At 65.9% G+C, this 21,205-nt stretch carries 22 protein-coding genes; 16 read left to right on the top strand and 6 right to left on the bottom strand.

Annotated elements, in window-relative coordinates; genetic code table 11:
• Positions 1-74 precede the first annotated feature (74 nt).
• From crtY to ACSHZY_RS12645, 3 genes are read left to right on the top strand one after another with little or no spacing between them, the layout of a single operon-like run.
• Positions 75-1,205, top strand: a complete 1,131-nt coding sequence (gene crtY, locus ACSHZY_RS12655; protein ID WP_435169633.1) for a lycopene beta-cyclase CrtY — start codon at positions 75-77, stop codon at positions 1,203-1,205.
• Complete coding sequence (locus ACSHZY_RS12650; protein ID WP_435169631.1) at positions 1,198-2,652, top strand: phytoene desaturase; 1,455 nt, start codon at positions 1,198-1,200, stop codon at positions 2,650-2,652. Before crtY ends, ACSHZY_RS12650 begins: the two co-directional genes overlap by 8 nt.
• Complete coding sequence (locus ACSHZY_RS12645) at positions 2,649-3,539, top strand: phytoene/squalene synthase family protein (RefSeq protein ID WP_435169629.1); 891 nt, start codon at positions 2,649-2,651, stop codon at positions 3,537-3,539. The genes ACSHZY_RS12650 and ACSHZY_RS12645 overlap by 4 nt, the downstream gene beginning before the upstream one ends.
• Here the strand turns inward: ACSHZY_RS12645 and ACSHZY_RS12640 are convergent.
• Both ACSHZY_RS12640 and ACSHZY_RS12635 read right to left on the bottom strand, forming a co-directional pair.
• Positions 3,524-4,030 carry a sterol desaturase family protein gene (locus ACSHZY_RS12640; RefSeq protein ID WP_435169627.1) on the bottom strand — a complete coding sequence of 169 codons (507 nt, stop codon included), beginning with the start codon at positions 4,028-4,030 and terminating at the stop codon, positions 3,524-3,526. The genes ACSHZY_RS12645 and ACSHZY_RS12640 overlap by 16 nt on opposite strands.
• Positions 4,030-4,977, bottom strand: a complete 948-nt coding sequence (locus ACSHZY_RS12635; protein WP_435169625.1) for a polyprenyl synthetase family protein — start codon at positions 4,975-4,977, stop codon at positions 4,030-4,032. Before ACSHZY_RS12635 ends, ACSHZY_RS12640 begins: the two co-directional genes overlap by 1 nt.
• Before the next feature lie 100 nt (positions 4,978-5,077).
• Here ACSHZY_RS12635 and fni point away from each other — a divergent pair, with 100 nt between their 5' ends.
• From fni to ACSHZY_RS12620, 3 genes are read left to right on the top strand one after another with little or no spacing between them, the layout of a single operon-like run.
• On the top strand, positions 5,078-6,088 hold the full coding sequence (gene fni, locus ACSHZY_RS12630; protein ID WP_435169624.1) for a type 2 isopentenyl-diphosphate Delta-isomerase: 1,011 nt from the start codon (positions 5,078-5,080) through the stop codon (positions 6,086-6,088).
• A gap of 32 nt (positions 6,089-6,120) precedes the next feature.
• Positions 6,121-7,512: a 30S ribosomal protein S12 methylthiotransferase RimO gene (gene rimO / locus ACSHZY_RS12625; RefSeq protein WP_435169622.1), complete on the top strand. Its 1,392-nt coding sequence runs from the start codon at positions 6,121-6,123 to the stop codon at positions 7,510-7,512.
• A 49-nt stretch (positions 7,513-7,561) separates the two neighbouring features.
• Positions 7,562-9,379 carry a M3 family oligoendopeptidase gene (locus ACSHZY_RS12620; protein ID WP_435169621.1) on the top strand — a complete coding sequence of 606 codons (1,818 nt, stop codon included), beginning with the start codon at positions 7,562-7,564 and terminating at the stop codon, positions 9,377-9,379.
• A 52-nt stretch (positions 9,380-9,431) separates the two neighbouring features.
• Here the strand turns inward: ACSHZY_RS12620 and rpoH are convergent, their stop codons facing one another.
• The 3 genes from rpoH to ACSHZY_RS12605 all read right to left on the bottom strand — a co-directional run bounded on the left by rpoH (position 9,432) and on the right by ACSHZY_RS12605 (position 12,167).
• Complete coding sequence (gene rpoH / locus ACSHZY_RS12615; RefSeq protein WP_435169619.1) at positions 9,432-10,325, bottom strand: RNA polymerase sigma factor RpoH; 894 nt, start codon at positions 10,323-10,325, stop codon at positions 9,432-9,434.
• Positions 10,326-10,595: 270 nt separating this feature from the next.
• The gene (locus ACSHZY_RS12610) at positions 10,596-11,018 is read right to left on the bottom strand and encodes a hypothetical protein (RefSeq protein WP_435169617.1); all 423 of its coding nucleotides are present in this window, start codon (positions 11,016-11,018) and stop codon (positions 10,596-10,598) included.
• A 105-nt stretch (positions 11,019-11,123) separates the two neighbouring features.
• Positions 11,124-12,167: an RluA family pseudouridine synthase gene (locus ACSHZY_RS12605; RefSeq protein WP_435169615.1), complete on the bottom strand. Its 1,044-nt coding sequence runs from the start codon at positions 12,165-12,167 to the stop codon at positions 11,124-11,126.
• Positions 12,168-12,219: 52 nt separating this feature from the next.
• On the opposite strand from ACSHZY_RS12605, the gene ACSHZY_RS12600 reads away from it, so the two are divergent.
• The 6 genes from ACSHZY_RS12600 to ACSHZY_RS12575 all read left to right on the top strand — a co-directional run bounded on the left by ACSHZY_RS12600 (position 12,220) and on the right by ACSHZY_RS12575 (position 16,797).
• A complete protein-coding gene (locus ACSHZY_RS12600; RefSeq protein WP_435169613.1) occupies positions 12,220-12,459 on the top strand; it encodes a DUF6476 family protein in 240 nt (79 codons plus the stop codon).
• Positions 12,456-13,640 carry a 3-deoxy-D-manno-octulosonic acid transferase gene (locus ACSHZY_RS12595; RefSeq protein WP_435169611.1) on the top strand — a complete coding sequence of 395 codons (1,185 nt, stop codon included), beginning with the start codon at positions 12,456-12,458 and terminating at the stop codon, positions 13,638-13,640. The genes ACSHZY_RS12600 and ACSHZY_RS12595 overlap by 4 nt, the downstream gene beginning before the upstream one ends.
• 45 nt (positions 13,641-13,685) lie before the next feature.
• A complete protein-coding gene (locus tag ACSHZY_RS12590) occupies positions 13,686-14,135 on the top strand; it encodes a MarR family winged helix-turn-helix transcriptional regulator (RefSeq protein ID WP_435169609.1) in 450 nt (149 codons plus the stop codon).
• A gap of 155 nt (positions 14,136-14,290) precedes the next feature.
• Positions 14,291-14,497 carry a hypothetical protein gene (locus tag ACSHZY_RS12585; RefSeq protein ID WP_435169608.1) on the top strand — a complete coding sequence of 69 codons (207 nt, stop codon included), beginning with the start codon at positions 14,291-14,293 and terminating at the stop codon, positions 14,495-14,497.
• 69 nt (positions 14,498-14,566) lie between these two features.
• Positions 14,567-15,001 (top strand): preprotein translocase subunit SecG, encoded by a 435-nt coding sequence (secG, locus tag ACSHZY_RS12580; RefSeq protein WP_435169607.1) that lies wholly within the window; start codon positions 14,567-14,569, stop codon positions 14,999-15,001.
• Positions 15,002-15,153: 152 nt separating this feature from the next.
• Positions 15,154-16,797 (top strand): CTP synthase, encoded by a 1,644-nt coding sequence (locus ACSHZY_RS12575; RefSeq protein ID WP_435169606.1) that lies wholly within the window; start codon positions 15,154-15,156, stop codon positions 16,795-16,797.
• A gap of 130 nt (positions 16,798-16,927) precedes the next feature.
• On the opposite strand, the gene ACSHZY_RS12570 is transcribed toward ACSHZY_RS12575, so the two are convergent.
• Positions 16,928-18,238: an MFS transporter gene (locus ACSHZY_RS12570; RefSeq protein ID WP_435169604.1), complete on the bottom strand. Its 1,311-nt coding sequence runs from the start codon at positions 18,236-18,238 to the stop codon at positions 16,928-16,930.
• 135 nt (positions 18,239-18,373) lie between these two features.
• On the opposite strand from ACSHZY_RS12570, the gene rlmJ reads away from it, so the two are divergent.
• The 4 genes from rlmJ to ACSHZY_RS12550 all read left to right on the top strand — a co-directional run bounded on the left by rlmJ (position 18,374) and on the right by ACSHZY_RS12550 (position 21,195).
• Positions 18,374-19,144 carry a 23S rRNA (adenine(2030)-N(6))-methyltransferase RlmJ gene (gene rlmJ, locus ACSHZY_RS12565; RefSeq protein ID WP_435169602.1) on the top strand — a complete coding sequence of 257 codons (771 nt, stop codon included), beginning with the start codon at positions 18,374-18,376 and terminating at the stop codon, positions 19,142-19,144.
• Between the two features lie 32 nt (positions 19,145-19,176).
• Positions 19,177-19,614 carry a TerB family tellurite resistance protein gene (locus ACSHZY_RS12560; protein ID WP_435169600.1) on the top strand — a complete coding sequence of 146 codons (438 nt, stop codon included), beginning with the start codon at positions 19,177-19,179 and terminating at the stop codon, positions 19,612-19,614.
• 61 nt (positions 19,615-19,675) lie between these two features.
• On the top strand, positions 19,676-20,449 hold the full coding sequence (locus ACSHZY_RS12555; RefSeq protein WP_435169598.1) for an ABC transporter ATP-binding protein: 774 nt from the start codon (positions 19,676-19,678) through the stop codon (positions 20,447-20,449).
• Positions 20,450-20,469: 20 nt separating this feature from the next.
• Positions 20,470-21,195 (top strand): transporter substrate-binding domain-containing protein, encoded by a 726-nt coding sequence (locus ACSHZY_RS12550; protein ID WP_435169596.1) that lies wholly within the window; start codon positions 20,470-20,472, stop codon positions 21,193-21,195.
• The last annotated feature ends 10 nt before the right edge of the window (positions 21,196-21,205 follow it).

Here is a 21,205-nt window from a genome sequence, read left to right as displayed (position 1 = left end):
CGCAGATTTCCTGCGAATTCCCCTCGCCTTTCCGGTGCCGTCCGCTACCATCCCTCCAACGTGAAGAGGGACGGATGCAGACACAGATTGCGATGGCCGGTGGGGGCCTTGCCAGCGCCATCACGGCTCTGCGGCTTCTGGCGCGTCCCGCCCCGCCGCGCATCCACATCTTCGATCCTGCGCCTCTGGACGGCCGGACCTGGTCCTTCCATCAGCATGACGTGTCGGACGACGACCGCGACTGGCTGGACCCGGCCATCGCGCATGAATGGCTCGGACAGGATGTGCGTTTTCCCGCCTACCGCCGCCAGTTGCGGGCAGGTTACGCCACCATCACGCCCGCGCGCCTACGGGCCGCCTTGCAGCACCCATGTTTGACCGTTCATCCGGCGAGGGTGGATGTTCTGGCCAGCGACCACCTTCTACTGAGCGAAGGCACGCGGGTGCAGGCCGACTGTGTCATCGATGCACGTGGGGTGCAGGCGCATCCGGCGCTGGACCTCGCCTTCCAGAAGTTTCTGGGGCAGGAGGTGGAACTTGCCGCACCCCATGGCTTGAAGCGCCCGATCATCATGGACGCGACGGTGGACCAGATCGACGGCTACCGCTTTGTCTATGTCCTGCCCTTTGGCGCGACCCGTCTGCTGATCGAGGATACGCGCTACTCCGATACCGCAGACCTTCCGGCCGAGGCGGTGCGCCGTGACATCGCCGCCTATGCCGTCACCCAGGGGTGGCATATCCACGACATCGTGGCCGAGGAATCGGGCGCCCTGCCCCTGATGCTGGGTTTCGACGCCGCACGGTTCTGGGCCGATGCCGATCTGCCGCGCATCGGGATGCGGGCGGCCCAGTTCCACCCCGTAACGGGCTATTCCCTGCCCGATGCGGTGCGCACCTCGGCGGTGGTGGAACGGCACTGGGCCGAAGGCTCTGCCAATCTGGCGCAGGCCATACGGCGTGACGCGCTGGCACGGACCAGCGGCTTCTATCGCCTGCTGAACCGCATGCTGTTCCGCGCCGCCGATCCCGCCCAGCGCCGTCACGTGATGCAGCGCTTCTACCGGCTGCCCGAACCGTTGATCGAACGCTTTTACGCCGGCCGCACCACCACAGCCGACATAGCGCGCATCCTGATCGGCAAGCCCCCCGTTCCGCTGGGTCGAGCCCTGCGCGCCCTGCCTGAAAGGATCCCCCATGTCTGACAGAACCGCCGCCGTGATCGGCGCAGGCCTTGGCGGCCTTGCGCTGGCCATCCGCCTGCAATCCGCGGGCATCCGGACCACCTTGTTCGAGAAGCGCGACCTGCCGGGCGGCCGTGCTTACGTTTACAAGGATGCGGGCTTCACCTTCGACGCGGGGCCGACCGTCATCACCGATCCCGAATGCCTGAAGAAGCTGTGGCGCCTGTCCGGTCGGCGGATGGAGGATTACGTCACCCTCCTCCCCGTGGCGCCCTTCTACCAGCTGTGCTGGGAAGACGGGTTCAAGTTCGACTATGCCGACGATCAGGACGCCATCGACCGCCAGATCGCGCTGAAGTCGCCGCAGGACGTGGCGGGCTATCGCCGCTTCCTGCGCTATTCGCAGGATGTGTACCGCGAAGGGTATGAAAAGCTGGGGACCGTCCCGTTCCTTCAGTTCCGGTCGATGATCAAGGCGGGGCCGCAACTGGCGAAATTGCAGGCGTGGCGGTCGGTCTATTCCATGGTCGCGCAGTTCATCAAGGACGACCAGCTTCGGCAGGCCTTCAGCTTCCACACGCTGCTGGTCGGAGGCAACCCGTTCGAGACGTCGTCGATCTACGCCCTCATCCATGCGCTGGAACGGCAGGGCGGCGTCTGGTTCGCCAAGGGTGGCACTGGGGCGCTGGTGCAGGGCATGGTGAACCTGTTCCAGGATCTGGGCGGCATCCTTCACTGCAACGCCGAGGTGGAGGAGATCGAGACGGAAGGCAACTGTGCCACCGCGCTGCGCGTGAACGGCCAGCGGCACGCCTTCGACATGATCGCCAGCAACGCGGATGTGGTGCACACCTATTCGAAGCTGCTGGGAAGCCCGAAGGGGCCGGCACTGGCGAAAAAGCGGCATTCGATGTCGCTGTTCGTGACTTATTTCGGGCTGCGGGGCGAACGGCCCGACCTGCGCCACCACATGGTCCTGTTCGGCAAACGCTATCGCGCGCTGATCCAGGAAATCTTCCACGGGAGCGAGTTGCAGGACGACTTCTCGCTGTATCTGCACGCGCCGTCGGTCACGGATGACAGCCTCGCACCCGAAGGGTGCAGCGCCTATTACGTGCTGTCCCCCGTGCCGCATCTGGGGCAGGCCGACATCGACTGGAACGTGGTCGGCCCGCAATACCGCGACCGCATCCTCGACTATCTGGAGGCGCACTACATCCCCAACCTGCGCCGTGACCTGATGACCGTGCGCCACTTCACCCCCTTCGACTTCCGCGACGAGCTGAACGCCCACATGGGCAGCGCCTTTTCGATCGAGCCGATCCTGACGCAAAGCGCGTGGTTCCGTCCACACAACCGGGATGAAAAGCTGTCGAACCTCTACATCGTGGGCGCGGGCACGCATCCGGGCGCGGGCATCCCTGGTGTCGTGGGCAGCGCCGAAGCCACGGCAGGGCTGATGATATGACCGACACCACCGTCGCCCATGCCGAGGACAGTATCGCCAAGGGCTCCAAAAGCTTCGCTGCCGCCGCCCGCATCTTCGACCGTCAGATCCGCGACGATTGCGTGATGCTGTACGCCTGGTGCCGCCATTGCGACGACGTGATCGACGGGCAGGATCATGGCATGACGCAAAGTCCGGATTTCCGACCGGGGCAGATGCAGCGGCTGGCGACCCTGCGCGCGCAGACGGCGGCGGCGCTGGCGGGGGAACCGCAAACGGATCCGGTGTTCGAATCCCTGCGCCGCGTGGCCCAGCGCAACGCGATCCCCGCGCTCTATCCGAACCAGCTTCTGGACGGTTTCGCCATGGACGTGGCCGAACGGGAATATCGCACCACCAAGGATCTGCTGGATTATTGCTATCACGTGGCGGGCGTGGTGGGCGTGATGATGGCGCAGATCATGGGCGCCCGCGATCCGGAGGTTCTGGACCGCGCCTCGGACCTCGGCATCGGGTTCCAGCTGACCAACATCGCCCGCGACGTGATGGAGGATGCAGCCGCCGGACGCTCCTACCTGCCGCAGGACCTGCTGGGCGACCGCAGCCGCGACGACCTGTACCGCGTGGCCCTGCATCTTCTGGACTTGGCCGAGGCGTATTACGACAGCGCCCTGACCGGCATGGCGGCCCTGCCCCCGCGATCCGCGCTGGCCATCGCCGCCGCGCGGCGGGTCTATCGGGCCATCGGGGTGAAGCTGCGCAAGGGCGGCCCGGCCGCGTGGGACCAGCGCGTCAGCACGACGAAGGCCGAAAAGGCGGCGCTGTTCGCCGCAGCCTCCTTGGATGTGGCGCGCAGCCGGTTCGCAAAGCCCAGGCCGCGTGTCGGTCTTTATCAGCGGCCGTCCTGAACGTCGCGCACCAGATCCCGGTCGGTGCGCTTGTTCTGGTCGAGCTCCTTCACCAGCGCCTTGACGGGCTTGGCCCAGATGAAGCCGAAGGATACGCAGCCCTCCTTCCCCTCCACCGCGTGGTGCAGGCGGTGCGCCTGGTACAGCCGCTTGGCGTAGCCTTTGCGGGGGATATAGTTGAAGGGCCAGCGCTTGTGCACCAGACCGTCATGGGCGACGAAATACAGCACGCCATACAGCGTGACGCCGATGCCCAGCCATGTCGCGGGCCGCCACCACCATTCGCCGGCCAGGAACAGGCCGATGGCGAAGACGGCGAAGACCACGGCGTAAAGGTCGTTCATCTCGAACGGGCCATGCGTCTCCTCGTGGTGGGACTTGTGCCAGCCCCAGCCCCAGCCGTGCATGATGTACTTGTGCGACGCCCACGCCACCCATTCCATGAAGGCAACGGTGGCGATGACGACGACAACCGGAACGATCCAACCCATCACGAGGACACCTTTTCTTCACGGCGTGTCGCCATGCGCGCCACCAGCAGGTCGCGGTCGAACACCTCCCCGATCATCCACTGATACGGCGCCGGATCCACGCCCGCCGCATCCAGCGCGTGCTGGGCCCGCAGCAGCAGATCCAGGCAGCGGCGCAGGGCGCGTTCGGGGCCCAGTTCGGCCACGAAGGTGTCCTTGCCCACGTCCTTGCCCACGTCCTTGCCGAATTCCTCGGCGGTCTTCATGCCGTCGCCCAGATCGTCCGCGATCTGGAAGGCCTGCCCCAGATCGGTGGCAAATTGTCGCAGATGACCGCGCCGGGTATCGTCCTGACCGGCAAGGATCGCCCCCATCTCCACCGCCGCCACAAGAAGGACGCCGGTCTTCATACGGTTCACCTGGTCGATGCGTTGCAGGACCGAGGCGGGATCTTCGTCCACGCCAAAACCGTTCACGTCATATTCCTGCCCCGCGACCAGTCCGCCCCAGCCCACGGCCGACGACAGCACGTTCACCAGCGCCACACGCTGCGCGTCGGTGGCCGGCAGGGTGCCCAGAATCGCATAGGACTGGTTCAGCAGGCCCACCGCCCCCAGGATCGCCGTCGCCTGCCCCCAGGCCACATGGGTCGCGGGACGCCCGCGGCGCAGGCCTGAATCGTCCATACAGGGCAGATCGTCCAGGATCAGCGAGGCCGAATGAACCATCTCCAGCGCGCATCCGGCGTCCAGAAGGGCCGTGTCGTCCGCCCCCGCCCCCGCCAGATGCACGAGGAAGGGCCGCATCCGCTTGCCCGAGGCCAAGATCGCGTCCGCGGACGCCGCCATCAGGCGCGCAGGCGCGCCCGCGGGCGCGCCGACATGGCGAAGCATCCTCTGCTCCAGCGCCGCGCGGAAGACCGCAAAGCGTTCCGCGTGGCTTCCGGCCAGTGCAAGGTCGGGCGTCATGTTCATATCAGGGTCGCTTACGTTTGCCGCAGATGTCATCAGGCACTATCTGGACGACCACGGCCTCATGTCAAACACTAGCTTTCGGAACCCCCCGCCCATGACCAGCGAACGCAAGTCCCAGCATCTGGACATCGTGCTGGAGGGTCGGGCCGCGGGCAACGGAAAAACCGGATTGGATTCGGTCCTGTTCGAGCATGTGGCCCTCCCCGATCTGCATCTTGACGCGATCGACCTGACGACGGACTTTCTGGGTCGGCGGGTGGCGCTGCCCTTCCTTGTCAGTTCCATGACCGGGGGGCCGGCGCGGGCGGCAGGCATCAACGCGAACCTTGCGGCGGCCTGTCAGGCGGCGGGCGTGGCGCTGGCCGTCGGCTCGCAGCGCGTGGCGCTGGAAACGGGGGATGCGGGGGGATTGGACCACTCGTTGCGGCGGGCGGCGCCCGACATCCCGATCCTTGCCAACCTAGGGGCCGCGCAGTTCAACCTTGGATATGGCACCGATCACGCCCGCCGCGCGGTGGAGGCGATCGAGGCGGACGCCCTGATCATCCACCTCAACCCCCTGCAAGAAGCGTTGCAACCCGAAGGCGACCGCGACTGGCGCGGGTTGCTGGCGAAAATCGGGACGCTGGCGCGGGACCTGCCCGTGCCCGTCGTGGTCAAGGAAGTGGGTGCGGGCCTGTCGGGCCGGATGGCCGGGTTGCTGGCGAACGAAGGCATCGGTCATTTCGATACGGCCGGCGCCGGCGGCACCAGCTGGGCGGCGGTGGAAGGGGCAAGGACCACCTCCCCCCGCGACGCCGCCATCGCTGCGGCCTTTGCCGACTGGGGCATTCCCACCGCCACCGCCCTCCGCCAGATCCGCGCCGCCTGCCCCGACAGCACCCTCATCGCCTCGGGGGGGGTGACGAACGGGCTGGATGCGGCGCGGGCGATCCGGCTGGGCGCGGATCTTGCTGGGTTCGCTGCCCCCTTGCTGGTCGCCGCGATCAAGGGCCCCGACGCGGTGGCCGAGGTGTTCGCCGTGCTGGAAGGGCAGTTGCGCGTCGCCTGCTTCTGCACAGGATCACGCGATCTTGCCGCCCTGCGCAAGGCGGCCTTGCTCTGAACCCTCTTCCGTGAGGGGCCGCCCATCGCTATATGGGCGCGATGACCCAGAACCCGCCGAATCTCCGCCCCGACCTGGCCCCCAGGATCGTGATCGACGCGCCCCCGCGCGCCGGCCAGCCGACCATCGGCATGGTCAGCCTTGGCTGCCCCAAGGCGCTGGTGGACAGCGAACGCATACTGACCCGCCTGCGGGCCGAAGGCTACGCCATCAGCCCCGATTACAAGGGCGCGGATGCAGTCATCGTAAACACCTGCGGGTTCCTCGATTCCGCCAAGGCCGAAAGCCTTGACGCCATTGGCGAGGCGCTGCGCGAGAACGGCAAGGTGCTGGTCACCGGCTGCCTCGGCGCGGATCCCGAATACATCACGGGCGCGCATCCCAAGGTCATGGCCGTCACCGGTCCGCACCAGTACGAAGCCGTGCTGGACGCCGTGCACCGCGCCGTCCCGCCGAAGCCCGATCCCTATTTCGACCTGCTGCCCGCGCAAAGCATCAGCCTGACGCCGCGGCATTTCAGCTATCTGAAGATTTCGGAGGGCTGCAACCACAAGTGCAAGTTCTGCATCATTCCGGACATGCGCGGCCGTCTGGTCAGCCGTCCCGCCCATGCCGTGCTGCGCGAGGCCGAAAAGCTGGTCGAGGCGGGCGTGAAGGAACTGCTGGTCATCTCGCAGGATACCTCGGCCTATGGTCTTGACCGCAAGCACGACTTCGCCCCGTGGAAGGGCGGCGACGTCCGCGCGCACATCACGGACCTGAGCCGTGAGCTGGGCAAGTTGGGCGCATGGGTGCGGCTGCATTACGTCTACCCCTATCCGCATGTGCGCGACCTGATCCCGCTGATGGCGGAGGGGCTGGTGCTGCCCTACCTCGACATCCCGTTCCAGCACGCCCATCCCGACACGCTGAAGAGGATGGCGCGTCCCGCCGCCGCCGCGCGGACGCTGGATGAAATCGCCGCATGGCGCGCCGCCTGCCCCGACATCACCCTGCGGTCCACCTTCATCGTCGGCTATCCCGGCGAAACGGAGGCCGAGTTCCAGACCCTGCTGGACTGGCTGGACGAGGCGCAGCTGGATCGCGTCGGCTGCTTCCAATACGAGAACGTGGCCGGTGCCCGCTCGGCCGACCTGCCCGACCATGTCCCAGCCGAGGTGAAGCAGGAACGCTGGGACCGCTTTATGGAAAAGGCGCAAGCCATTTCCGAAGCGAAGCTGACCCGCAAGGTCGGAACCCTCCAACAGGTCATCGTGGACGAGGTGGACGAAGACGGCGCCACCTGCCGCACCAAGGCCGACGCGCCCGAAATCGACGGCAACCTGTTCATCGATGAAGGGTTCGAGCATCTGAAGCCCGGCGACATGGTTACCGTGCGCGTGGACGAGGCCAGCGAATACGACCTCTGGGGCTCGCTCACTTGAACTCCGGCGGGGGCCGGGCCTACATGGGGTGAAACTGAAAGGACACTCCATGACCCTGCCCCGCCCTGTCTTCGACGCCACCACCAGCGGCGGGGGTGCGTTCGGCAAGCTGCCGGAATGGGACCTGACGGACCTCTACGCCGCCCCCGACGCGCCGGAAGTCGAACGCGACATGGACTGGGTGCGCGACACCTGCGCCCGCTTCGCCGCCACCTACCAAGGCAAGCTGGCAACGCTGGACGCGGCCGCGCTGCTGGACTGCGTCAAACTTTACGAACAGATCGACATCACCGCCGGCCGCCTGATGTCCTATGCCGGCCTGCGCTATTACCAGAACACCATGGACAGCGAGCGTGCCAAGTTCATGTCCGACGCGCAGGACGAGATCACGGAAGCGACCACCCCGCTCGTGTTCTTCACGCTGGAGTTTAACCGGCTGGACGACGTGCATCTGGACGGGCTTCTGGCGGAAAACGCCGATCTCGCCCGCTATCGTCCGGTGTTCGAACGGATGCGCGCCATGCGCCCGCACCAGCTGAGCGACGAGCTGGAAACCTTCCTGCACGACCAGTCCACCGTGGGCGCCGCCGCGTGGAACCGTCTGTTCGATGAAACCACCGCCGGCATGATGTTCACCGTGGATGGCGAGGAGCTGAACCTCGAAGCTGCGCTGAACCTGCTGACCGACGGCCAGCGCGCGAAGCGCGAAGCGGCCGCCCGCGCGCTGGCCGTGGTCTTCGACAAGAACATCAAGCTCTTCGCCCGCATCCACAACACGCTGGCGAAAGAGAAGGAGATCGAGGACCGCTGGCGCAAGATGCCGACGCCCCAGACCGGTCGCCACCTGTCCAACCATGTAGAGCCGGAGGTGGTGGAGGCCCTGCGCAATGCCGTCGTCGCGGCCTATCCGAAGCTGTCCCACCGCTATTACCGGCTGAAGGCGAAGTGGCTCGGCCTCGATACGCTGCAGGTCTGGGACCGCAACGCCCCCCTTCCGACCGAAACGCCCCGCACCATCGGCTGGGACGAAGCCTGCGCCACCGTCCGCGACGCCTACAACGCCTTCGACCCGCGCATGGGGCAGCTCGCGGAACCGTTCTTCACCAAGGGCTGGATCGACGCGGGCGTGAAGCCAGGGAAGGCGCCGGGGGCGTTCGCGCATCCGACGGTCACGACGGTGCACCCTTACGTGATGCTCAACTACCTCGGCAAACCGCGCGACGTGATGACGCTGGCGCACGAACTGGGGCATGGCGTCCATCAGGTGCTGGCGGCGGAACAGGGGGAACTCCTGTCCTCCACCCCCCTGACTCTGGCCGAAACGGCAAGCGTGTTCGGCGAGATGCTGACCTTCCGCAAGCTCTTGGACGGAGCCAAGACGAAGGCCGAGCGCAAGACCCTGCTGGCCGGCAAGGTGGAGGACATGATCAACACGGTCGTCCGCCAGATCGCCTTCTACGACTTCGAATGCAAGCTGCACGCCGCCCGTGCGGAAGGCGAGCTGACGCCGGACGACATCAACGCCCTGTGGATGTCCGTGCAGGCACAGTCCCTAGGCGACGCCTTCGAGTTCATGGACGGGTATGAGACGTTCTGGTCCTACGTCCCGCACTTCGTGCACTCGCCCTTCTACGTCTATGCCTATGCCTTCGGCGATGGCCTCGTGAACGCGCTCTACGCCGTCTATGCCGAGGGCGGGGCCGACTTCCAGGACAAGTACTTCGAGATGCTGAAGGCCGGCGGATCGAAGCATCACAAGGAGCTTCTGGCCCCCTTCGGCCTCGACGCCTCCGATCCCGCCTTCTGGGACAAGGGCCTTGCGATGATCGCGGGCTTCATCGACGAACTGGAAGCGATGGAAGACTGAACGAAAAACGCCCGCGATTTCTCGCGGGCGTTTTTTGAATCAGAAGGCAGGATCAGGCCGGGATGGCCATGCCCTTGCCGCGGGCCAGATCGCGCATCTTGTTCTGCAGCTTCTCGAACGCGCGAACCTCGATCTGGCGGATGCGTTCGCGGCTGACGCCATAGGTTTCGGACAGGTCTTCCAGCGTCACAGGTTCATCCGACAGGCGGCGCTGCGCAAGGATGTCCTTTTCGCGGTCGTTCAGCACGTCCATCGCCTGCATCAGCAACTCGCGCCGGGTTTCCAGCTCGTCCCGCTCGGCATAATCGGCGGCCTGATCGCTGTCCTCGTCCTCCAGCCAGTCCTGCCATTGGGCTCCGCCATCCTCGGACCCCACCGTCGCGTTCAGCGAGGCGTCGGAACCGGCCAGACGGCGGTTCATGGAGATGACCTCTTCCTGCGACACGTTCAGGTCCGTCGCGATGCGGGCCACGTTCTCGGGGCGCAGATCGCCTTCCTCCAACGCGCCGACCTTGGCCTTCGCCTTGCGCAGGTTGAAGAACAGCTTCTTCTGGGCCGAAGTGGTGCCCAGCTTCACAAGGCTCCACGACCGCAGGATGTATTCCTGGATCGAGGCGCGGATCCACCACATCGCATAGGTGGCCAAACGGAAACCCTTTTCCGGGTCGAACCGCTTAACGGCCTGCATCAGGCCCACGTTCGCCTCGGAAATCACCTCGGCCTGCGGCAGGCCGTAGCCGCGATAACCCATGGCGATCTTGGCCGCCAGGCGAAGGTGAGAGGTGACAAGCCGGTGCGCCGCGCTGGAATCCTGGTGGTCCACCCAGCTCTTGGCCAGCATGTATTCTTCCTCCGGCTCCAGCAGGGGGAACTTGCGGATTTCCTGCATGTAACGGTTCAGGCCCTGTTCGGGGGACGGGGCGGGAAGGTTGGTATAGCTGGCCATGTAGAACCTCCAATCATGCCTGCGGCGTTGCCGAGGCGACGGCCCATTGCCGGGGCGCCACATCTGAATAACGCGTGTCGCAGGGGAAACCGTCGCGGAAACGCAATTGTTGCGCATGTTCACGCGAACGTGGTCGATATGGGGATGTTGTTTCAGTTTTGAAGACTTCGAAGAGCGGGAGGCGACGAAAATTCCGACTTTCGCCCCCGAATCTGCCCTCCAAGGAAAAACGCCCCAAGATGCTCGGGGCGTTGAGGTCGTCAGCCGATCTCAGTTCGGGCGGGACGGTTTGCAGTTGCGGTCGCCCGGCTTGCAATGGTCGTTCCCGCGATGCTCTCCACGGTCCTGGTCGCCGTCCCGGTCCGCACGATACCCGGGACCGTCCTGGCGCCGCTCGTCATGGCGTCCGTCGTGATCGCGGCGCGGATCCTGGCGATCGTCGTGATCGCGGCGATTGTCATGGCGTCCGTCGTGGTCGCGGCGCTGGTCATGGTCACGCTGCTGTTCCCAAGGGGCGTCGCGGCGGTCATGGTCGCGACGATCGTCGTGGCGCAGGGGTTCGCCGGGCCGCGGCGGGAACTTGTCGCAATGCTCGCCATGGCAGGGCGGCGGCGGCACCGGTTGGGCCATGGAGGCGGTGCCCGCGGTCGTGAGGGTCAGTGCCAGCAACGAGGTCGAAATAAAACGTACCATGGAAAACATACTCCGTTGTCTATCCGGAGAATAGAACGCAGCCGCCCGCTTGTTCCGTCTGCTATATGTCATTACGTTTTCGTGAACTCGGCAAAGACCCGCGCTTCAGGGTGCCTCCCCTTGGCGAAGCGCGTCCAGCAGGTGGGCCATGTCTTCGGGCAGCCCGGCCTCGAAGGCCAGTTCCTTGCCGGTGACCGGATGCACGAATCCCAGCGTGGCCGCGTGCAGCGCCTGACGGGTGAAGTGCGCTGCCGCTTCGGCCGCCGCCGCGCCAAGCACCTTTGCCGCGACCTTGCGCTTGCCGCCATAGGTCTGGTCGCCCAGAAGGCCGTGACCGGCATAAGCCATGTGCACCCGGATCTGATGGGTGCGGCCCGTTTCCAGCCAGCATTCCAGCAGCGAGGCGACGCCGTAATCCTCCAGCACCCGGGCGCGGGTGATGGCGTGGCGGCCACCATGGAACGTCACGGCCTGACGCTGGCGATCCGAGCGGTGACGGTCCAGATGCGTCGCGATCTTCAGGATGCCGCCCTGTTCAAAGCTGACGCCCTGCAGGCCACGCAGACGCGGATCCGTCGCGCTGGGCGTCCCGTGCACCAGCGCCAGATAGCGGCGGATCACGCTGTGCGCTTCGAACTGCGCGGCCAGACCGTGATGCGCGCGGTCGGATTTCGCCGCGACCAGAAGGCCCGAAGTGTCCTTGTCGATGCGGTGCACGATGCCCGGACGCTTTTCGCCCCCGATCCCCGACAGGCTGCCCGCGCAATGCGCCAGCAACGCGTTCACCAGCGTGCCCGTGGGGGAACCGGGTGCGGGATGGACGACCATGCCGACCGGCTTGTCGATCACGATCAGGTCGTCATCCTCATACACCACAACCAGTGGGATCGCCTCGGGGCGGGCCTCCACCTCTTCGGGCTCGGACAGGATCAGGGTCAGCACGTCGCCTTCGGCCACGCGGTCCTTTGCCGCGACCGGCCGACCATCGCGCAGCACCTCGCCGGCCGCGATCATCTTCATCAGGCGGGACCGCGACAGCGCCGCCTCCTCTGGCACCTCGAGCGCGAGGGCCTTATCAAGGCGGTCAGGCGGGTTCGGCCCGATCACCACTTGGATTTGGCCCGCATCGGGGCCGGAAAGGTTCGCCATGGATGAGGCTCCGCAAGGCTTGCCGCCCGGATTGGGCTTTTTGAAGGCACTGGTGACCATCCTGACGATGGTGCTGATCGGGGGCCTGATAACCGTGATCTGGCTGCTTGTCACGCGCGTGCCGCAGGCGCTGGACCGCGTGCCCACCCTGCCCCCGGCCATCCGTCTGGACGGTGCGGTGCCCACCGCCGTGACGCTGGGCCGCGGCTGGACCGCCGTGGTGACCGAGGACAACCGCATCCTGATCTTCAACGACGACGGCAGTCTTCGGCAAGAGGTTCGGGTCGAATGATCCTTTACCGTCTGCTGATGCTGGCCGCGCTGCCGGTCCTGGCGCTGATGGCGGCCCGTCGGGGCACGCTGGCGGAGCGGATGGCCCGGGCGCCCCTGCCGCAGGAGGCGATCTGGGTGCACGGCGCCAGCAATGGCGAGCTGACCTCGGCCCGTTCGGTGATCGAGGGGCTGTCCGCGCAGGGCGACACGGTTCTGGTGACCTGCAACAACCCCACGGCCAAGGCGATGGTGGCCGGCTGGAACCTGCCAGGGGTGACGGCCCGCCTGGCCCCCTTCGACGCCCGGCCCGTGGTGCGCCGCTTCCTGCGCGCCCGCCCCCGCGCCCTGATCGTGGTGGAGAACGAGCTGTGGCCCGAACGCATCCTGTCCGCCCCCATGCCCGTGCTGGTGATCGGCGCGCGGATGTCGGAACGGTCGTCCCGCCGCTGGGCGCGGATCGGGCTGATGCGGCGGGTGCTGCGGCGCCTGTCCTGGGTCAGCGCGCAGGACGCGGGCAGCGAAGGACGGCTGCGGGATCTTGGCCTGCCCGCCGACCGCATCGGTCCGCGCCTGACGCTGAAATCCGCGCTTTCGCGCGACGAGGGTCCGATGCCGCCCTTACCCCATCCGCGTGAGGACACGGTTCTCGCCGCCTCCACCCACCCAGGGGAGGATGAGGTGATCCTGGACGCCTTCCGCGCGCAAAGCCGCTTTCGCTGGCTGATCCTGGCCCCGCGCCATCCCGCCCGCGGGGCCGAGGTGGCTGCACTGGCCCTCGCCCGCGATTTTACCGTGGCGCGGCGGTCGGATGGCGAGGCCCCGGCGGGGGAGGTCTACGTCGCCGACACCTTGGGCGAGATGTCGCTGTGGTATCGCGCGGCCTGCGTCACGGTGATCGGGGGCAGCTTCGTGCCCAAGGGGGGCCATACGCCTTATGAACCCGCCCTTTACGACTCCGCCCTGATCCATGGCCCGCATGTGGCCAACTTCGCCGCGATCTTCGAGGCGCTGGATCGGGAGGGTGCGGCCCTTCCGGCACAGGCGGAAACGCTGGCCGCGACATTGGGCTCGCTGGACCCTTTGCGGCGCGGGATCATGGTGCGAACGGCGGCCTCCGCCCTTCGTCCGGACGACGCGGCGGGGGTGGTCCTGACGGCGCTGAACGCCCTTATCACGAGAATAAGAGTTGACGCCCGATGATCCGTATTTACATCGGATAATAATCATTCGCTTCCTAAGGCCGTTATGCCCTCACAATCGGAGCAGTTCCTCGACACGCTGATCAAGGTGAACCGCAAGATGCGGACCCTGTTCGATGCGCGTGCCAAGGAAATGGGGCTGACCCTGTCGCGCGCGCGCCTTCTGGTGCAACTTGCCCGCGAGGACGGCCCCACGCAGACCCAGCTTGCCCAGCATCTGGACGTGGAACAGCCGTCCATCGTTGGGCTGGTCGATGCGCTGGAAAAGGCGGGCCTTGTGGAACGGCGCGCCAATGGCGGGGATCGCCGGCAGCGGACCGTGCACCTGACCCCGGCGGCCCGCGAACAGGCGGGCGACCTTCTGTCCTATGTTGCCAAGTTGCGGTCCGAAATCCTGCGCAACCTGTCCGAAGACGATCTGAAGGAAGCCAACCGCATCATGGGCTGCATCCTGACCAATGTCTGCCCGGTCCTGTCCGCACCCTCAGAGAATTGAAACCAGTCTTTCGGCATGATTCGCATGCGTTCGTCCCTTCGGCAGGCCACGCCTCGCGCCGATCGTGCAAATGCTAATCGAAGTGACGAACAGCTAAGTGGTCACGGGGCCCGCGATATACTATCTTGGGTTGAAAGCCCCTCAGGGACCTCAGGATGGAAACCGAGCGTTTGATCGAGCTGGAGCGCGAAGTGGTCGCGACCCGGCGTGCGGCCGTGGACATACTCCATGACCTCGTCCTGCAGGGCTTGGGGTTGGATCCCGCCCGCGTGGCGGAGGATCTGGAGCGCCGCGCCGACGCCGCCACGGGGGCCGAGGCGCGGCTGGCCCGCCTTCTGGCCGAGACGCTTCGCCGCCTTTGACCCTTTGGGGTTGCGGGGCGGGTCACATCCTTCTAGATAGGCGCGTCAGCATCCGAAGGCCGTTCCTGCATGGAAAACGTCATCCTTACCGTTCACCTGATCCTCGCCCTGCTGCTTGTGGGGGTCGTGCTGTTGCAACGGTCCGAGGGCGGCGGCCTTGGCATGGGCGGCAGCGGTGGCGGCGCCATGACACGCCGTCAGGCGGCGACCGCCCTGACGCGGGCCACCTGGCTGATCGCCATCGCCTTCATCTGCACCTCGGTCGCGCTGACCATCGTCGCGGCGTCCAACTCGTCGGGCGGTTCGGTTCTGGACCAGATCGGCAGCTCCACGGCGCCGGACGCCGAGGGTGACGATGCCGAGCCGGGTGCCGGCCTTCTGCCCCCGACGACCGGTGGCACGTCCGGTGCGGGCTCGCTGACCCCGCCGCGCGCGGACGACGCGGCGGCTCCGGCTCCGGCTCCGGCTCCGGCTCCGGCTCCGGCTCCGGCTCCGGCCAACTGACACATCACGCGCGTCGGGCCGCAAGGTCCGTCCTTCATCCCGAGGCCGGTTGCGCAGGGTGACACCCTGCGTTATACCCCGAGTCCCGTGATGATACGATTCCGCATTGCCGAATCGCTGTCTTAAATCGAATTCACGGGAGTATTCCACGCATGGCGCGATATGTTTTCATCACCGGCGGCGTGGTGTCCTCGCTCGGCAAGGGCCTGGCTTCGGCCGCACTGGGTGCGCTTTTGCAGGCGCGCGGCTATTCCGTCCGTCTTCGCAAGCTGGATCCTTATCTGAACGTCGATCCCGGCACGATGAGCCCGTTCGAGCATGGCGAGGTTTTCGTCACCGACGATGGCGCGGAAACCGACCTTGATCTTGGCCATTACGAACGCTTCACCGGCGTCGCCGCGCGCAACACCGACAGCGTGTCCTCGGGTCGGATCTATTCGACGGTGCTGGAAAAGGAACGCCGGGGCGACTACCTCGGCAAGACGATCCAGGTCATTCCCCACGTCACGAACGAGATCAAGGACTTCCTTTCCATCGGCGAGGACGAGGTCGATTTCCAGCTGTGCGAGATCGGCGGCACGGTCGGCGACATCGAGGGTCTGCCCTTCTTCGAAGCCATCCGCCAGTTCGCACAGGACAAGCCGCGCGGCCAGTGCATCTTCGTCCACCTGACGCTGCTGCCCTACGTCACCGCCTCGGGAGAGCTGAAGACGAAGCCTACCCAGCATTCGGTCAAGGAGTTGCGGTCCATCGGCATCGCGCCCGACGTCCTGCTGCTGCGGTCGGAGCATGAGATCCCCGCGAAGGAGCGCGAGAAGATCGCCCTCTTCTGCAACGTCCGCAAGGATGCGGTGATCGCGGCACCCGACCTTAAGACGATCTACGAAGCCCCCTTGGCGTATCACCGCGAGGGTTTCGACCAGGCGGTTCTGGACGCGTTCGGCATCTCGCCCGCGCCGAAGCCCAACCTGTCGCGCTGGACCGATGTCATGGACCGGCTTGTCCATGCCGAGGGCGAGGTTCGTGTGGCCATCGTCGGCAAATACACGCAGTTGGAAGACGCCTACAAATCCATCGCCGAGGCGTTGACCCATGGCGGCATGGCCAACCGGACGCGCGTGAAGGCCGAATGGATCGACGCCGAGCAGTTCGAGCATGAGGACCCCGCCCCCTATCTGGGCGGGTATCACGCGATCCTGGTGCCCGGCGGGTTCGGCGAACGCGGAACGGAAGGCAAGATCCGCGCGGCGCAATACGCCCGCGAAAAGAACCTGCCCTATCTGGGGATCTGCCTTGGCATGCAGATGGCCGTGATCGAGGCCGCCCGCAATCTGGCAAAGGTCAAGAACGCGGGTTCGGAGGAGTTCGACCACGAAACCGGCCACAAACGCTTTACGCCGGTCGTGTATCACCTGAAGGAATGGGTGCAGGGCAACCACGTCGTCGAACGCAAGATCGGCGACGACAAGGGCGGCACCATGCGCCTTGGCGCCTACACGGCGGCACTGGCCGAGGATTCGCTGGTCGCCCGCGTTTATGGCGCGACCGAGATCGAGGAACGTCACCGCCACCGCTACGAGGTGGACATCGCCTATCGCGACCAGCTGGAAAGCTGCGGGCTGACCTTCTCCGGCATGTCGCCCGACGGTCGCCTGCCCGAGATCGTGGAGATGAAGGGCCATCCCTGGTTCATCGGAGTGCAGTTCCACCCGGAGCTGAAGTCGAAACCCTTCGCGCCGCATCCCCTGTTCGCCGATTTCGTCCGCGCCGCCATCGAAGCCAGCCGTCTGGTCTGACGCTTCCCGCCTGCGCGAAACCAAAGGCGCCCTACGGGGCGCCTTTTTGCATGTCCGTCACGAAGCCGAACCCTGAACGAGGAAAGGCCGCCCTGCAGGACGGCCTTTGTCGGCAAGTCGAACGATGCGCTCAGACTTCGCCTTTGCGCGAACCCCAGATGCACAGCAGCGTGATGACTGCCGCGCCGCCAAGATAGTAACCCACCGCGTGCAGGCCGTAGTTCGACTGCAGGTAGGTCGCGGCATAGGGGGCCAGCGACGCGCCGAAGATGCCTGCGAAGTTGAACGTCAGCGAGGAGCCGGTGTAGCGGACGCGCGTCGGGAACGGTGCGGCCAGCGCCGTGCCGATCAGGCCGTAGGTCATGCCCATCAGCGCCATGCCGATCAGCACGAAGATGATGATGCCCGACGTGCCCATGGACCACAGTGGGGCCAGCGCGAACGAGAACACCGCGATGCCGATCGTCACGGCCGTCAGCACCTGGCGGCGGCCGAAGCGGTCGCCCAGCTTGCCCACGATCGGGATGAACAGGCCGAAGGCGATGGCGCCCAGAAGCTGTATCTCGATCGCCTCCAGCAGCGGCATCTTGATGACCTTGGTGTTGTAGGACAGCAGGTATGCGGTGCCGATGTAGAACAGCACGAAGGTCGCCAGCGCCACGAAGGTGCCAAGGAACAGGCTGCGCTTGTAGCTGGTGAAGATCTCGGCCGCCGGAACGGCCACGCGTTCATGCTTGTCGATGGCCTTCTGGAAGTCGGGCGTTTCCGTGATGGACAGCCGCACCCACATGCCGATGATGATCAGGATGGCCGAGGCGAGGAACGGCGCGCGCCAGATGCCGCTTTCGGCCAGCCATGCGCCGGCCGTCTGCCCTTCGGGCACGAAGTGCAGCAGGATGTAGAACACGCCCGACGCGATGAAGAGGCCGACCGGCGCACCCAGTTGCGGGAACATGCCATACCAGCTTTTCTTGCCCGGAGGGGCGTTTTCCGTGGCGATCAGGACCGCGCCGCCCCATTCGCCGCCCAGACCGAAGCCCTGCCCGAACCGGCACAACGCCAGGAACAGCGGCGCCAGCACCCCGATGGAGGCGTAGGTGGGCAGCAGGCCGATGACGATCGTGGAAATCCCCATGGTCAGCAGCGCCGCGACCAGCGTCGCCTTGCGGCCGATCTTGTCGCCGAAATGGCCGAAGACGATCGCGCCGAAGGGACGCGCGAAGAACGCGACCGAGAAGGTCGCGAACGAGGCCAGCAGCGCCGTCGTTTCATCCGTGCCCGGGAAGAACAGCACCGGGAAGACCAGCACGGCCGCGGTGGCATAGATGTAGAAGTCGTAGAATTCGATGGTGGTGCCGATGAGGCTGGCCGCCAGCACACGCGACGGCTTGTTCAGCGGTTGCGCGGTGCCGGTCGCAGCGTCGGAGGAAATATCGGTCATGACGTGTTTCCGGTTCAGTTGCAATTCGCCGCGATAGCGCAATTTTAAAACCCTGTGAACCCGCAAAATAAGGGTTTTGTTACTTTGGATAAAGTTTCCTTGTGCAAGGCGGGGCCAAACGATAGCGAGAAGGCCATGCTGTCCTATCAACACCTGTATCACGCTGGAAATCTGGCCGACGTCCAGAAGCACGCGCTGCTGTGCTTCATGCTCGATTATCTGGTGCAGAAGGACAAACCCCTCACCTATATCGAGACGCACGCCGGGCGCGGCCTTTACATGCTGGACGCCGAGGAAGCGGTGAAGACGGGCGAGGCGGCAAAGGGCATCGGCGCCGTGCGCGAAGCCTTCGCCCCCGACCACCCCTATCGCCAGCGGCTGGAGGAAACGCGCGCCCGCTGGGGCGACGCCGCCTATCCGGGATCGCCCCTTCTGGCCGCCATGACCCTGCGGGACATGGACAAGATCCACCTGGCCGAACTGCATCCCCAGGAACACCGCATCCTGTCCGAGGTGATCCACCTGTGGGACGCCCATGTCCAGAAAAAGGACGGCTTCGCGATGGCGCTGGCCCTGACGCCGCCCACCCCGCGCCGCGGCCTGATGCTGATCGACCCTTCATATGAGGTGAAGTCCGATTACGACGTCATCCCGGGCCAGATCGCCAGCATCGCGAAGAAGTGGAACGTGGGGATCATCGCGCTGTGGTATCCGCTGCTGACCAACGCCGCCCATATCGGCATGCTGGCCGACCTGTCCCAGCGCTTCCCCGACGCCCTGCGCCACGAGGTGCGCTTCCCGGCGGCCAAGGAGGGGCACAAGATGATCGGGTCGGGCATGTTCATCATCAACGCCCCCTGGGGCACGGAAGATGAAGCGAAACGCCTTTCGGCGCTTTTCGCCTAGACTCGGGCGCGCAGCGCACCATGATCATCGGCATGTTTGAACAACTTCTGCGCCGCATCACCGATGGATCCGACACCCGCCTGCCCGAACCGGACAGCCGTCTGGCGCTGGCGGCGCTTCTGGTCCGCATCGCCCGCGCCGACGGGCAATACACCGAGATCGAGATCGGTCGGATCGACCGCGTTCTCGCCCGACGGCATGGCCTGTCCGCGCAGGACGCCACCGTCCTGCGGCATCAGGCCGAAGCGCTGGAAGCGCAGGCCCCCGACACCGTGCGTTTCACGCGCGCCCTGAAGGACGCGGTGCCGCATGAAGACCGCGACGGGCTGATGCAGGCATTGTGGGCCGTGGCGCTGGCCGATGGCGGTCGCGACGCGGTGGAGGATCAGCTGATCCGTCTGGCTGCCAAACTTTTGGGCGTTACCGATCAGGAATCCGCCCTTGCACGTCAGAAGGTGCAGGAAGGCTGAGATTCCGCGTTGCATACCGCCACCCTGCGCCCGTAATAGAACGCAAAACAGGCGAGGCAACGTGACCCCACCCACCGCTCCGGTTCTTGAAATCCGGAACCTTCACAAATCCTATGACCGGCTCGAGGTGCTGAAGGGCGTGGACCTGACGGCGCCGCGCGGGCACGTGATCTCGCTGATCGGCTCCTCGGGGTCGGGGAAGTCGACGCTGCTGCGCTGCTGCAACCTGCTGGAAAACAGCCAGGATGGCTCCATCCGCTTCGAGGGGGAGCCCGTGATGTGGCGCGGCGAGGGGTCCCACCGGCAGCCGGCCGACCGGAACCAGGTGCTGCGCATCCGCACGAACCTGTCGATGGTGTTCCAGCAGTTCAACCTCTGGTCCCACATGACGATCCTGCAGAACGTGATGGAAGCGCCGCTGACCGTCCTGGGCCGCCCGCGCGCCGAGGTGGAGGAAAAGGCCCGCGCCTATCTGGCCAAGGTGGGCATCGCCGACAAGGCCGATGCGTGGCCGTCGCAACTTTCGGGCGGCCAGCAGCAGCGCGCTGCCATCGCCCGCGCCCTGTGCATGGAACCCCGTGCCCTTCTGTTCGACGAACCGACCAGCGCCCTCGATCCGGAGCTGGAGCAGGAGGTCGTCCGCGTCATCAAGGCGCTGGCCGACGAAGGCCGCACGATGATCATCGTCACCCATGACATGAAGATGGCGGCGGATTGTTCCGACCACGTCATCTTCCTGCACCAGGGCCGCATCGAGGAGCAGGGCAATCCCGCCACGCTGTTCGGCAATCCGCAATCCGCCCGCCTGCGCGCGTTCCTGTCCGCCGGCACCTGACCACCTTAGGGAGAGAACCAGTGAAACAGCTTATCCTATCTTCGGCCCTTCTGGCCCTGACGGCCGGCGGCGCGCTGGCGCAAGACGTGGTCCGCATGGGGACCGAGGGCGCCTACCCTCCCTACAACTTCATCAACGACGCGGGCGAGGTCGACGGCTATGACCGCGACGTGGGCGACGCGGTGTGCGAAAAGGCCGGCCTGACCTGCGAATGGGTCACCACCGACTGGGACAGCATCATCCCCAACCTGCAATCGGGCAACTTCGACACGATCGTCGCAGGGATGAGCATCACGGACGAACGCCGCGAGGTGATCGACTTCACGCAGAACTACCTACCGCCGCTGGCCTCGGCCTATGCGACGATGGAGCCGGACACCGATCTGAAAAGCGCGGTCGTCGCGGCGCAGGTCGGCACGATCCAGGCGGGCTATGTCGCCGAATCCGGTGCGACGCTGCTGGAATTCGCCACCCCGGACGAGGCCGTCGCCGCCGTCCGCAACGGCGAGGCCGACGCGGTCTTCGCCGACAAGGACTTCCTGGTCCCGATCGTGGAAGAATCGAACGGCGAATTCTCGTGGACGGGTGAGGATATCGCCTTGGGCGGCGGCCTTGGCATCGGTCTGCGCAAGTCCGACACCGAGTTGAAGGGCAAGCTGGACGAAGCGCTGACCGCCCTGAAAGAGGACGGCACACTCAACAAGATGGCCGTGCAGTGGTTCGGCGAGGACGCCCCCCAATTCTGAGAGGAGGGGG

The sequence above is a fragment of the Falsirhodobacter sp. 1013 genome, from assembly GCF_051195255.1.
Taxonomy (GTDB): domain Bacteria; phylum Pseudomonadota; class Alphaproteobacteria; order Rhodobacterales; family Rhodobacteraceae; genus Falsirhodobacter.
This window is presented reverse-complemented; position numbering and strand designations above follow the sequence as displayed.